7 protein-coding genes are annotated in these 14,030 nt (G+C 55.1%); 3 read left to right on the top strand and 4 right to left on the bottom strand.

Going from position 1 to position 14,030, the window contains the following annotated elements; genetic code table 11:
- Positions 1-224: 224 nt before the first annotated feature.
- Positions 225-2,861, top strand: coding sequence for a DNA translocase FtsK (locus C4E04_RS18365; RefSeq protein WP_371682011.1), 2,637 nt, complete (start codon positions 225-227; stop codon positions 2,859-2,861).
- Between the two features lie 206 nt (positions 2,862-3,067).
- Here C4E04_RS18365 and C4E04_RS18360 read toward each other — a convergent pair whose 3' ends face one another.
- From C4E04_RS18360 to C4E04_RS18350, 3 genes are all read right to left on the bottom strand, one after another.
- The gene (locus C4E04_RS18360; RefSeq protein WP_245416155.1) at positions 3,068-4,348 is read right to left on the bottom strand and encodes a Do family serine endopeptidase; all 1,281 of its coding nucleotides are present in this window, start codon (positions 4,346-4,348) and stop codon (positions 3,068-3,070) included.
- A 500-nt stretch (positions 4,349-4,848) separates the two neighbouring features.
- Complete coding sequence (locus C4E04_RS18355; protein WP_109601282.1) at positions 4,849-6,051, bottom strand: glycoside hydrolase; 1,203 nt, start codon at positions 6,049-6,051, stop codon at positions 4,849-4,851.
- A 16-nt stretch (positions 6,052-6,067) separates the two neighbouring features.
- On the bottom strand, positions 6,068-7,381 hold the full coding sequence (locus tag C4E04_RS18350; protein WP_109599754.1) for a family 1 glycosylhydrolase: 1,314 nt from the start codon (positions 7,379-7,381) through the stop codon (positions 6,068-6,070).
- Positions 7,382-7,816: 435 nt separating this feature from the next.
- Here C4E04_RS18350 and C4E04_RS18345 point away from each other — a divergent pair, with 435 nt between their 5' ends.
- Positions 7,817-9,679, top strand: coding sequence for a glycoside hydrolase family 2 protein (locus C4E04_RS18345; RefSeq protein ID WP_109599752.1), 1,863 nt, complete (start codon positions 7,817-7,819; stop codon positions 9,677-9,679).
- Positions 9,680-9,971: 292 nt separating this feature from the next.
- On the top strand, positions 9,972-12,179 hold the full coding sequence (locus C4E04_RS18340; protein WP_109599750.1) for a DUF1217 domain-containing protein: 2,208 nt from the start codon (positions 9,972-9,974) through the stop codon (positions 12,177-12,179).
- A gap of 68 nt (positions 12,180-12,247) precedes the next feature.
- Here the strand turns inward: C4E04_RS18340 and C4E04_RS18335 are convergent, their stop codons facing one another.
- On the bottom strand, positions 12,248-13,684 hold the full coding sequence (locus C4E04_RS18335) for an MATE family efflux transporter (RefSeq protein ID WP_109599748.1): 1,437 nt from the start codon (positions 13,682-13,684) through the stop codon (positions 12,248-12,250).
- Between the last annotated feature and the right edge of the window lie 346 nt (positions 13,685-14,030).

Here is a 14,030-nt window from a genome sequence, read left to right as displayed (position 1 = left end):
AGAAAGCGGCCATTTCTCGATTCGTGCCCCTTATCCTGGGAGCTGGACCACGAGACGAGGCATGAGAGGGGGGGTAACTGTTTGATCGTATAGGGAAAATTGATTTCATCGTTGAGAAGTCAGGAGGCGAAGCAAGGGGCCTAACCCTCTTTTTACCTGTCGGATCCACATTGGGGCCAACACACCCGCCATGAGGCTCTAAGCCTCCCAAACCTCTAGAACAGATGCGTCCCAACCGACCTTTCTCCTCTGCAAGACCTGAACCTCAACACTCCCAAGAGGCCGAAAACGCCCAATCCATCGATCCGGCGGCTTCAGGGCGTCATCAGCCGAGGCGGGCCTTTCCTTCGGATGCCCGGGAATCGGCGCGAGTAGTGCCGCAGGGGCAACCTGTTTCAGGGGGGGCGATAGCCGGCCGTAGCGCCGACGCGGCACCTGCAACACATCCGGCTTGGTGGCAGGCTTTTGTCGTTGCTGGTGCCACTTGCACACGGACACCCGACAAGTTTCTGCGTGAGAGAAATGGTCGGGCAGGGGACCCTTCGAGCCAAACCGCTGTGCCGCGTCCTCAAGCGGTTGAGCCACCGGTCGACCAAAAAGCTGATGACGGAGGATCCGAGGAGCCCGCGGTGCGCCGCCAGATAGCAAACTTGCTGGCAACTTACTCATCTCGCTCTGATGAAGTCGCGCAGTCGGAAGGCATCGCTGATGAAGCAAGCGATATGATGGTGGCAGATGAGGATGCGCAGGATGGCGGATCCTTTGACGCCCGCTCGGAAGTCAAGGTTGGCACGTTAGTACAAGAGACCGAAGCTGATCCGGAACTTGTTGCAGATACCACAGAGCCGAAAGGACAAGAGGAAATAAGCGCACCGATCTTATACTCCTCCCCTAAGGTCATTTTCACAGAATGGGCCTATAGCTATTATCAGGCTGGCGAGGTGTTGCTGGCAGCCACTCCTTCTCCGGCATCCTTGAAGGCTCCCGAGGCGGTGCCGACTATCGCGGTGACCGAAGAGGCCAGCAATGCCACCCAGTGCGACGACGATCTGGAAGCCGATTCCGGATACCTGCTGCTTTATAAGGATGAACTGAATCCTGGCCTGTCCCACGAGGGAGAGGCTGGCAAGCGTTCGGCCGTCGCTCAGGCCAAGGAAATTGCGGGAGAGGATGCTGTCGTCAAGGATGCTGCACTACAGGTGAACCTGGGACCTGCGCCTGCTCCTGTGTCGGCTGTCTCTGCTCTGGAATTGGAGGTCTCAGCACCAACAACTCCGGATATGACACCTGAAGCTCCGGATGAGCAGGAAGTGGAGCATCGCCTCGTTCCAACATCAGGCAGTTATGAGCTTCCGGATCTATCCTATCTGGCCCTTCCGCCTGAACGCCAGGAACCTATCCTGACAGAGGACATTCTCGAAGAGACGGCCGGGCATTTGGAGAAGATCATCCGAGATTTCGGTGTGAAGGGAGACGTCATTCACGTTCATCCTGGCCCGGTGGTGACGCTCTATGAGCTCGAGCCCGCACCTGGCACGAAATCCTCTCGCGTAATCGCTCTGTCAGACGACATTGCCCGTTCGATGAGTGCAACGTCGGCCCGTGTTGCCGTCATTCCCGGTCGCAATGCCATCGGAATCGAGCTGCCGAACCACAAACGCGAGACGGTGTTCCTGCGCGAGCTCCTGGCTTCCCAGGATTTCGAGACTTCACAGCATAAGCTCCCCTTATGCCTCGGCAAGACGATCGGCGGCGAGCCGGTGATTGCGGACCTCGCACGCATGCCGCACCTGCTGGTCGCCGGCACCACCGGCTCGGGCAAATCGGTTGCCATCAACACCATGATCCTATCGCTACTCTATCGTTTCAGGCCTGATCAGTGCCGGCTGATCATGGTCGATCCGAAGATGCTGGAACTATCGGTCTATGACGGCATCCCGCACCTGCTCACCCCGGTCGTCACCGACCCGAAAAAGGCAATCATTGCCTTGCGCTGGGCGGTTCGGGAGATGGAGGACCGCTACAAGAAGATGTCGAAGCTGGGCGTGCGCAACATCGACGGCTTCAACGCCCGCGTCTCGGAGGCCAAGGCGCGCGGCGAGGTGATCACCCGCACGGTCCAGACCGGCTTCGACCGCGAGACCGGCCAAGCGGTCTACGAGGACGAGGTGATGGACCTCGAGCCTCTGCCCTACATCGTGGTGATCGTCGACGAGATGGCCGACCTGATGATGGTGGCCGGCAAGGAGATCGAAGGCGCGATCCAGCGCCTCGCCCAAATGGCGCGTGCGGCCGGCATCCATGTGATCCTGGCGACCCAGCGTCCGTCGGTGGACGTGATCACCGGCACGATCAAGGCGAATTTCCCGACCCGGATCTCGTTCCAGGTGACGTCGAAGATCGACAGCCGGACGATTCTCGGCGAGATGGGGGCCGAGCAGCTTCTGGGCCAGGGCGACATGCTGTACATGGCGGGCGGCGGGCGGATCATGCGCGTGCACGGGCCGTTCTGCTCCGACGAGGAGGTCGAGAAGGTCGTTGCCCACCTCAAGCGCCAGGGGCAGCCTGTCTATCTCGACGCTGTGACGGCGGAGGATGAGATAGAGGGAGAGACCGAAGAGACATTTACTCCAGAAGAGGAGGATTTGAATCTCGGTTCAGCGGATCTCTATGATAAGGCCGTCTCCATCGTGCTCCGGCACAAGAAGGCCTCGACATCCTATATCCAGCGTCGGCTGCAGATCGGCTACAACCGGGCGGCCTCGCTGATGGAGCGGATGGAGAAGGAGGGCATCGTCGGCCCGGCCAACCACGCCGGAAAACGCGAAATCCTTTTTGAGAGTTCAGATCTGCACGATTGATCCGTCTTGCCGCATAAAGTCTTTTCGAAAGCCCCGCTCTGTTGCGGGGCTTTTCCATTGTCGAGGGGCCTGCGCCTATAAAGATGCTGAGTTCGACGCACTCCATGGGGATCGATAAGTTGGATAGCCTCGCTTACAGGTATTCCCTCGTCCATGCTGCCAAGGAGCCAGCAGGTTGCATTCGAGTGTAACGCGTTCAGGCTAAGCTATGCTGGCACAGCGACGAAAAGATACTGATCCCCACGTTTGATACGAAGGAGGATCGGCCTTTTCTCTTTCTGAGCACGATTCCACTCTTTAGCCACGTCGGACGCCTGAGCCACCTCATGATCATTGGCCGAAACGATGAGGTCCCCTTGACGGATGCCACTCTCATCTGCTGGGCTATTGGGCTCTACTCGTTGCACGAATACGCCTTGTGCATTCGCGCCCAGTCTTTGACGGACTGCGTCATCGACAGGCGCTAGCGTCACTCCAAGCCGCTTCCCTTCAGTCTCTGGGCCTTGTTGCCCACTCGTTTTGGATGCCTGCTCGTCCGGGCGTAGGCCGACAGTTATCATAACCTCTTGGGTTGCTTTGTTTCGCACGACCGTAAGACGTGTCTGGGTCCCGGGCTTTATTCCCGCGACGGCTCGAGAGAGATCACGTACGCTTTCAATAGGTTGCTCTCCAAGCTGGGTAATGATGTCGCCTGTCCTCATGCCAGCCTTCTCGGCTGGGCCTCCAGGCTCTACGGAGGCGACGAGGGCACCCTTCTCGTCCGGACGATTAAGAGCCTGAGCGATAGCGGGCGTGATCTCCTGGAGCCGCAGACCGATATAACCACGCTCAACATGCCCGGTTCGGATGAGCTGATCGACAACACTTTGCGCCGTGCGAGAGGGAATAGCGAAACCGATACCGATATTGGCGCCCACAGGCGAAAAGATCGCCGTATTGACGCCAATCACCTCACCACTTGCATCGAAGAGCGGGCCGCCTGAATTGCCGCGGTTAATGGCAGCATCGGTCTGGATATAATCGTCGTATGGACCAGAATGGATGTCACGCGAGCGGGCAGATACGACACCGACCGTTACGGTTCCTCCAAGCCCATAGGGGCTACCGATGGCAATGACCCAAGATCCTGGCTCTGCTGTTTCCGAGTTGCCCCACGCGGCGACAGCCATATTGGGTTGAGGGTCCACCTTGAGGACTGCGATATCGCTGGATGTGTCGCGTCCGACCAGCTTGGCTGGCACGATGTTCTGTTCACCGAAGACAACGTGAATCTCTGCGGCGTTTTCGACGACGTGATTGTTGGTGACGATGTATCCATCTTGGCTGATTACAAAGCCAGAGCCAAGTGCTTGCCGAGGCTCCGGCTGTTCTGGATTGGCGCCTTCGTCGAAATAGCGTCGGAAGAACTCTCGGAAGGGGAGATCCTCCGGTATGGACTGAGCTTGGCGCTGCTCCTCGACCCGTTGCTTTGTCGTAATGGCGACCACCGCGGGCGCTTTGGCGCGTACGATGGCTGTAAAGTCCGAAGGAGCCTGCTGGGCTAAAGCACACGTGGGAGCCATCGAGGCCGTAAAGAGCAGTATGCTGGCGACCAAGCTTGTGCGTAGGAAGAAAGTGAACCTGCAGAGATGCAACATAGGCCATCCCTCCAGCTATCCGAGTGCGCGTTTGCACTCAGGGCTAAAGAGGAATGCTACACCTCATCGATGAGTTCCGCCTTTGCTTCGTCCTGATCTGGAACCAACGCATGGAGTGGGCCGAAAGGGCACCGCCGCTCTGTCTTTTGGCTGGTAAGGTATCCAAACAGGGGGAAATACTCGGCCCAGAAAGTGCTTCATAATCTTATTGGAGCGCGCGGTCGGAGAAACGCTGAAACGAGATCGCTCCGTGCAGCGAATAGATTAGTCAATGCACATGGGGATTTCCGATATAAGCAACTGGTGAAAGGTATCTACTTCGGTATTGCTGCGTTCAATGTGCTCAAAATCTAAGTTAGATCATAGCTCCACTCTCGCCTCTCATGAACGGCGGTTCTTGAAAGCATGCCGTTATGAAGTTCATCGATGTGACGAACAGATAAGAGTGCTTCGAGCATAGGTTCGCAAATCAGGCGCTCGCCACATGGGTCGCGGTGACAGATAGGGTCCCAAAGACCCATCGGCGTCCAAATGTCCGGATCATGCCATTCCGGCATGCCAAGAATAGGATAAAGGCATACGCCACGCAGAGGGATCCCCGTACGGAGCAGGGCCTCGGATTCTTGGGCAACCTCGCGCAACCATCGGCTTCGGTGATCGCCGACATGGCTAGTTTCGGTGATCAGGACTTCGCCGCCATATCGCTTCCATACCGAGCGAACAAGATCGCCCAAAGGCCAGCGGCGGACATCGTTCTCTTCAAGCGGAGGAATGACGCCATTGGAACCTGAGGATCCTCCCCATTCCCATTGGTTGGTCCAGTAATAGTTTATTCCAACGACATCGAGATGGGCACGACTGCCTCCGAGCTCAGGTAAAAGGCGCCCGCACAACATGTCCCAGCTTTGAAAAACAAGGCGCTCGTTAAAGTCTCTTGCTTCGTCCTGAAGATCCGGTCGGTTGGGAGGGCATGCCACACGACATAAGGGATCAACATTGACGATTCGTGCATCCGGGCAGGCAGCCCACAAGGCGTTGATACCTTGGATGGCTGCGCGCACAAGGGCAACTTTGAGGTCCCAGCCGCGCCCTGTCGCATGAGGCGCGAATAATCCGGCCTCGCCTGCCGCATAGGCCATGAAGGAGGGTTCGTTGACGGGAGTGAAGGCGCGGATGCCATGGCCATGTTGAGCGATGTAGCGGCCCACGACGTAACAATAATCGGCAAAGCGCTTCGGGAACTCTTCGCTCCAGAGATCAAGGCCATGGGGGTAGCCATAATGAAAAAGATCCCAAATTATCTCTATATTGTAGCGCTGGGCAGCTTCGATAAATGGGGCAATCGTAGAGAAGTCATAACGACCCTTCCCAAGGTCAACAAGAGGCCATCGAACTGTCTCACGGGCAGCATGAATATCGAGTTCAGCTAAGTGGCGGTAGTCTTGATTGACAGTCTTGTCGTGGCCCGTTGCGACCACCTGATCAAACCAGTGACCGTGGCGGTTGTATCCCGTTGAACCTTCAAAGCCTGCTAGAAAGAAGCTGCGGAACATACTCTTCTCCGTGGTCTCACCGAGCCCCAGCGCTCTCAACAGAGGTTCTCGACAGCGTCCCTACCGCTTCTATGCCGCCCTGTACGAGATGTTGATAGGCGTCCACAAGGGATGTCCGCACCCGACCTAAAGGGTCTGTTGGTGTCGGCACAATGTCCCACAACCCCATCGGAGCGAGATGCTCTGCTACGGAACGACGGCCCTGCCGGTATGCCCAAGTTACAAGGGAGAACATGGGCCACCATGTGTAGCCAACAAGTGGAACCCCCTCGTTGCGCAATTGCTTTGTGGCGGCAACCGATTGACTGAGCCATTCAAAGCGACGGCGCAAGGAACCCATTGACGCGGTCTCCGAAATCATGAGCGGAACGCCGTAGCGGTTGTAGTAAATATGCCCGAGGCGGCTGATGAGATCCGCCTTCGCATAAGGCATCCGGATTCGGAACCGCCCTCCCGCGTCACGCATCAGCATCTTTTGCGTGAACATTGGATAGAGGTTCATACCAATAACCGGAAGCGGAATGGCATTATCGAGGAAATAGATGAGGTCAGCTTCTTTGGCGCCATGCTTTAGGAGCCATGGCCAAAGTTCATGTTGCTCGCTGACCCGTCCCGAAACGAGGTCAAGTGCAAGGAAAACGATTCGTTGGCGATGCTTGGCTTCAGGCTCAAGGGCGGGCTCGTCGGTATCATACAAGTCGGTGGCATCGACAAAGTACGGAACAATTTCTGGGTCGACGCTTTCCAGAGCCTTTACAGTCTCAACCATCCCTTTTGCGATGGCGAGCATCAGTGTGACAAAGCCAGACCAGCTGCGCCGGTAAGGTGGCCACCAGCCAAGGCGCCCACAATACCATGCCGTAATGCGTGGCTCGTTAAGCGGTGTGTACCACCTGATCCGCCCGTGAAAGCGGTCAGCAAAACGGGCTGCATATTCAGAAACAAGCATAGGATAGTCTGGATGAAGAAATGCATCTTCGATCCACGCAGGCAGCCCATAATGAACTAAGTCGACTTGAGGTGTAATGCCGAGATCAAGCAGATGCCCTAGGGCCCTATCAGGGAAAGTCCAGTCCCACTTATTGCGTGCAGGCTGGATTCGGTGCCATGGCACACCATAGCGGGCGCAGGGCACATCTAACTCGGCAATAAGGTCCAAGTCATCTCGCCACCGGTCGTAGTGGCCTGTCAATTCGTATTCGTCCAGCGTGCGTCCGGTTACTGGATGTGGCGCTGTAATGAATGTGTCTTCTATGCCGGTCGACCACCAGAAGCTATCGGATGTAGTCAGGCGCCAGAGCTCGGAGCGAATTGGAAGCGTTTGGGTCATGCCGGGGCCGTCCCTTGGGCGTCAGTGGTTCCACTGCAGCACAGCGGTTGGGCCGCGGGTAATCTCGGCCGTCACGTGATCCAAGCTAGGAAACGGCTTATGTCTCGAAAAGTTGCATCTAACATTCTTTGAGAACCCCTCTCACTCTAAGGCGTTGGTAGCAGTGAGGGTGGCGTAGCCAGGCGCTTAGCAACAAGATGAGACGATGCCGAACTCGACCCCTAGCGCGAGTATGTGAATGGGCTGAGTGTGTCGAATATGGAAATATTCCTTAGGGCTATGTTTAGAGATATGCCGAGTTCGTTCGTCCAGTCTACTCTCCAAATCGACTCGACCCGATCAGTGGAGTAACCGACCAGCGAATGCTCTTGGGCAAACCTGCAATGCGTCTGAGACCGGCATTAGCGAGCAAGAAATCAGTCGAGCAGAGGTGATATGGTTGAGACAAATCTCCATCCACGACCCTTGTTGCGCCGAGAGCGTTGGATTGATTTGTGCGGTAAGTGGGGCTTTGCTTATGACGATAGTGATTGTGGATTGAACGAACGCTGGTTTGAGACTGCCGAGCCTTTCAATCGCGACATTGTCGTACCGTTTCCACCTGAGAGCAGGCTATCTGGTGTGCATGATGCGGGCTTTCATCCGGTTGTGTGGTATCGACGTGAAATCAGCCTTAATGAGGAAGATCGCCGAAACCGTCTCCTCCTTCACTGCGGTGCAGTGGATTATATGGCCTCCATCTGGGTCAACGGGCGTCTTGCCGTCGAACATGTCGGCGGTCAGACGCCATTCTCTGTAGATATTACGCCGCTCCTCGTTCCAGGTCAGGCTCAAGTGATCGTCTTACGCGCCGAAGATGATCCCCGTGATCTTCAGCAGCCGCGTGGAAAACAGTATTGGGAAGAGAAGCCCGGTTATATCTGGTATCATCGAACCACAGGCATCTGGCAGCCTATCTGGCTCGAGCCTGTTCCTTTCGTGGCCATCACCGAATTGCGGTGGACACCTGATGTGGATCGCTTTGGAGTTTCACTGGTTCTGAGGATGAACCGTACTGTTCCTGAGGGCTGGCAAGTCCGTGTCCGGCTCACAGGAGACCGACCGCTTCGCACTCTTGTCGATGATACGTGTTCACTTTTCGGGCGCGAGCTTCGACGCGACCTGCTTCTCGATATTAACAATGCCGCAATACGCCGTCGCCGCACGCTTCTGTGGGCTCCAGAACATCCCAACCTCATTGAGGCGACCATCGAGTTGCTCGACGAAAGCAGTACTGTTATCGATCATGTTGAAAGCTATTTCGGGCTCCGGCGGATCGAGGCCCGTGATGGGCGCTTCATAATCAACGGCGTTCCGATCTTTCTGCGGCTTGTCCTGGCGCAAAACTATTGGCCTGACAGTCTGTTGGCTGCGCCTAGTGCTGACGCACTAAGGCATGAGGTGGAGTTGGCCCGAGACCTGGGGTTTAACGGCATTCGTATTCATCAGAAAATAGAGGATCCTCGCTTCCTTTATTGGTGCGACCGACTGGGAATGCTCGTGTGGAGTGAGGCTGCCAATGCCTATGTATACTCTGATCGGGCTGTAGAGATGCTCACACGAGAATGGCTTGAAGCGGTCCGTCGAGACTATAATCATCCGTCCATAATTACTTGGGTACCGTTGAACGAGAGTTGGGGTGTGCCGGACCTCGATCGATCGGGACAGCAACGGGATTATGTGCGGGCGCTCTATCACCTAACCAAGGCGCTTGATCCTACCCGGCCGGTAATTGGAAACGATGGATGGCAACATGCAGTCGGTGATGTTTTCGGCGTACATGATTACGCGCCGACGGGCGACATGCTGCGTGAGCGATATTCCGATAGAGAGACAATTGCCCGTACATTCCGAGAGGTCAGGCCTCATCATCATCCACTGTTAGGGGAGGGTATAGAGCTCGAAGACGAGCCGATCGTTGTCAGCGAGTTCGGAGGCCTCGCTTTTGTGCCAACGGAGAGCGAGGATTGGTTTGGATATGGCCAGTTCGCCAATGCTGATGAACTTTTAACCCGTTATGAAGAGCTCGTTGAGGCTCTGCTCGCATCTACGGCTCTTGCGGGGTTCTGTTACACGCAATTAACTGACACTGCTCAAGAGACCAATGGTTTGCTCACAGTCGACCGTCAACCAAAGTTCGATCGGGATCGAATACGAGCGATTAACACACGCCCTTCAAAAGCTGTGCCGAGCGAAATTTTGGATGCCCTGATCAAGCAGGAGGTTGAACGTCGGCGGCGACAGCGAGGGCATGAATGAAGTGGCCGCTCAGGAATATCCGAAAAGGCTATATCGACAGCTCGGTCTGGGCTAACGTTATTGCGTAAAATCCTCTACGATGCCGCGATTGGTACGCCGCTCCGAGATAGTGCTGCCCAGAAGCTGTCCGCCTAAGTCTTGACCCGGGGCGCTAGGTGCGCTTGTGGAGTTGCTTCCAAGGATTGAATTCCTTAGGACTATACGCATCTGCGCTACCCCCGGGATTCAGCTTCGCACAAGAATAGAAGTGTATGCTCCCTCGGGCAGCACCACTCTACCGGCAGGAGCAGAAATGCTTTCTACATACCTGAATTATAAGCTGATTAATAAGGACCTCCGGCAGAGTCTTGATCGAGTCGCTGACCAGGCTACGGTTGCGCGTGAGACAAAATACTACAAAGAAAATATCGGCAAAGTTACATCGATTAAGGAATTTCTTGCGGATCACCGCCTCTATAAATACGCAATGGAGGCCTATGGCTTAGACGATATGATCTATGCCAAGGCCTTCATGCGCAAGGTCCTTGAAAGCGACCTGAATGATGAGAATAGCTTCGTCAGCAGGCTGTCTGACGAACGCTACCGCGATTTCGCCAAGGCCTTTCAATTCTCCGCAGACCAGTCGTCGGGCTCTAAACTAGATGTCCAGACCGGAAGGCAAGAGGAGGATATGATCGGCCTCTACAATCAGCAGATCGTCAAGAAAGCCGATCAGGTTGCGGACGACACAGAGTACTATAAATTTGCTATTAATAAGGTGACAAGCGCTGATGACTTCGTCAATGATCGCCGTCTGATTGAGTATTCTCTTAAAGCATTTGGCATTGACCCGACCTATTATTCTTCTCGTACGATGAAGTCCATTCTGACGAGCGATCTCTCTGACCCTAATAGTTATGTAAATTCGATTAAAGATCCTGCATATGCGGATATTGCCCGGTCATTGCAGTCCTTAGCTCAAGCATTCAACTTCGAAACCGACGGTACACTTGCGAGCGGAGCGCCTGCTCAGACCGAAGTACAAATCAAGTCGGTGACTGAGGCTTACGTATTCTCGGTGCCTGACCGTATCACTCCATTGGCTGCTCAATGGAACACGGATTATTTTGAAAGCAAGGCATCTCAAATCACGTCGGTGTCAGCTTTCATGAGCGACAGCAGACTTGTCGGTTATCTGCAGACTGCGTTCGGGATTGAGGATAACGTAAGCACCCGTGAGGCCATGGCCAAAGCGATGGCTAGCGATCTTTCAGACCCAACGAGCTTCGCTAATCAATCCAATAACGATACGTACCGTAAGATTGCGCGTCTTTTCAACTTCCAAACAGACGGTCATGTTCCTGCAGGGCAGGCCATACTGGGCCGCGACGAGCTTGCAGAGATTACAGTCACCTACATGGCGGCTTATGACGACGCTGATCAGAAGAAAGACAGTAGCAAGACCACATTCTATCAGAACATGATTGATACGGTAGAAGATGTCGACGGACTCCTGAGTAACTTCATTCTTTACGACTATGTCCTGGAGGCTTTTGGTCTTGATCCGGAGACAGAGTCCAAGTCGACCATCCGGCAAGTGCTCACGAGTGACCTCTCTGATCGCAACAGTTTTGCCAATCAGACAAGAGACAGCCGCTATATCGACCTTGCGAATGCGTTCAATTTTGGAGTCGACGGTAAGATACGAGCCGCACGTTTGGCGCAGTCAGAGGGTGAGATCTCCGCAACAGCGAGTGCCTATCTGGCAGGAGCGACAAAACGCGGCCAAACATTGGACGCGGCTAAAGCAGAGACTCTTTACTATAGAGAGCAAATTGAGCGTGTTTCATCCTTGAGCGATTTGTTAAAGGATAAGCGCCTTCTCACCTATGTTCTTGATGCATTCGGCGTAACCTTGCCAAGTGCCCCTGCAGACTTCATGGAGCAGGTCATGAAAAGCGACCTGGAAGATCCTGACAGTTTTGCCAACAAGCTTGAGGACAGGCGTTTTGCTCAAATAGCGGCCTCTTTTAACTTTGCGCCGGATGGGTCCCTCGTCGTGCAGCCTGCCGATCCGGCACAATCTCGCCGCGGCATCCTGAACACCATTGAATTACATACCCGCCAAACCCTCGAGAAGCAGACTGGAACAGAGAGCGAAGGAACTCGCCTGGCCCTGTACTTCCAAAGGAAGGCTCCTGAAATCTCCTCCGTGTATGGTATCCTGGCGGACAGGGCGCTTCAGCAGGTTGTTTTCAAAGCTCTCGGACTGCCTGACGAAATGGCGCAGGCACCCATTGACCACCAAGCAGAGCTTCTCAAGAGCAGACTTAAGATTGAGGATTTTAAGGATCCACAGAAGCTGGAAAAATTCCTGGCGCGCTTCAGCATTCGCTTTGATATCGAGAATGATACGGCGTCCTCACCTGTGACCATGCTCTTTCAGGCTGCAGATAGTTCCGATGTAAGTGTTGGAGCGATGGCAAGCTTTGCCCAGCTTCGGGCATCTCGCTTGTACTGAGCTTGCTCGCGGCAGATCTGCCTGGGATTGTTAGAGGGAAAAGCTCATAGGTTTTGCGCTCGAATCCTTCAGGGCACGATGTTTGCCCTGTTGTGTCTGACTGTGGGGTTACCCGTTCGCAGGAGACCAAGTTGGCTCCGCCTCGCCCAGCGACCTGTCATGAGGATTGCTACGACGGCCAGGCCTGCTGCAAGCCCGATCCATACGCCTGCGCCGTTCAGACCAACCTTGAATGCCAACAGCGCCCCGAGGGGAAAACCAATGCCCCAGTAGCCCAGGGCTGCGAGGAGCATAGGAATGCGAGTATCCTGTAAGCCACGGAGCATGCCGGAGGCAATCGACTGGGCTCCATCGACGATCTGGAACAGTCCGGCAATTGCTAGATAGACGACAGCGAGCTGGATCACCGCTTCGTTCGCCGGATCGCCCAAATCGAGAAAGGCACCAATCAAGAGCTTGGGTTTCAGCAGCATTACGATAGCCATCAAACCCATAAAGCCAACGCCGAGGGCGAATGCGCTCCATCCGGCTCGTGTGACACCGTCTGGGTCGCCTTCACCGTTTGCACGGCCGACCCGCACCGTAGCAACTTGGCTGAAACCGACAGGGACCATGAAACTCAGCATCGATATCTGAGCTGCCACTGCATGGGCCGCAAGAGCCGTAGGGCCGATGATGCCCATCATCACGACCGCAGCATAGAAAATGGTTGTCTCGAATGCGAAGGTCAGCGCCATGGGAAGCCCGATCCTCCATATCTGCAGGAAGCGTGGCCAGTCGGGGCGCCAGAAGCGCCCAAAGAGGCGGTAGCGTTTGAATCGGGGATGAATTGAAACGATGATTCCTAATCCGATCATCATCCATAGGCTTGAGCAGGTGGTCGCAATGCCAGCGCCTGTGAGGCCTAAGGCTGGCAGGCCAAAATTGCCCAAGATCAAGCCATAGCCCGCGACAGCATTAATGAGGATGGCCGATACAGCGATGATAAGGCTCCAGATAGGGCGCTGCATGGCCGCCAGGTAGGATCGCAGAACCAAATATCCCAAATACGGCAGGAGGGCCCACTGAAGGGTATGCATGAACTCGGCCGAGCGTGAGGCAACATCAGGGCGCTGACCGAGCCATATGAAGATCGCCTCCGCGTGCCAGAGCATGACCCAGATAGGGATACAGATGATGCTTATGCTCCACAGGCCCTGGCGGACCGTTCGACGGACATCCCTAACCGAGTGGCGATGGTGGCCCAGTGTCGTCGCGATCATAGGCATCGTCGCGGAGGCAATACCCATGCAGAAGATCATACATGTATGATAAAGGCTCGTCGCAAGGGAGGCTGAGGCGAGGGCCTCAGGCCCGAGGCGACCTATAAAAATCAAATCGGTCGCACTCAAAGCCGCCTGAGAGACATTTGTGAAGATAAGTGGCCAGCCAAGAGCCAGCGAATTGCGAAATTCCGATGGCCAGACGCGTGCTGGCGCCCGAGAAATCGTAATGGAATCGGTCATTAGCAAAAGTCCTGAAGCAGGACGAGTTTAAGCTGCCCCTCGGCAAATTTCGTCCCCTGTAATTGAATCATGCTTGAAAGGTGAAAATTGCTTGCAGATGAGATAATCCTGTCCACGGCAAACTCCAACAAGCGTGAACGTCCCAGATATAGGAAACACAAGGTTATCCTTAGCTGGAACCATGTACCACTGACAGACGTGCCTAGGAATAGCCAAGGCAAATTTGCAGATGCTGTGCACGGGGCATCAAATTCCTTAAAGAATTTAATACGCCCTCGCTTAGGTCGAAATCTAATGCGGGTTCAGTCAACTTGCCTTCCGCCCATTCTCCGGTTAGCGAGCGCAC

It is taken from the genome of Microvirga sp. 17 mud 1-3, assembly GCF_003151255.1.
In the GTDB taxonomy this organism is placed as follows: Bacteria; Pseudomonadota; Alphaproteobacteria; order Rhizobiales; family Beijerinckiaceae; genus Microvirga.
Note: the sequence above shows the minus strand (reverse complement) of the source record. Positions and strands in the feature narration are given on the sequence as shown.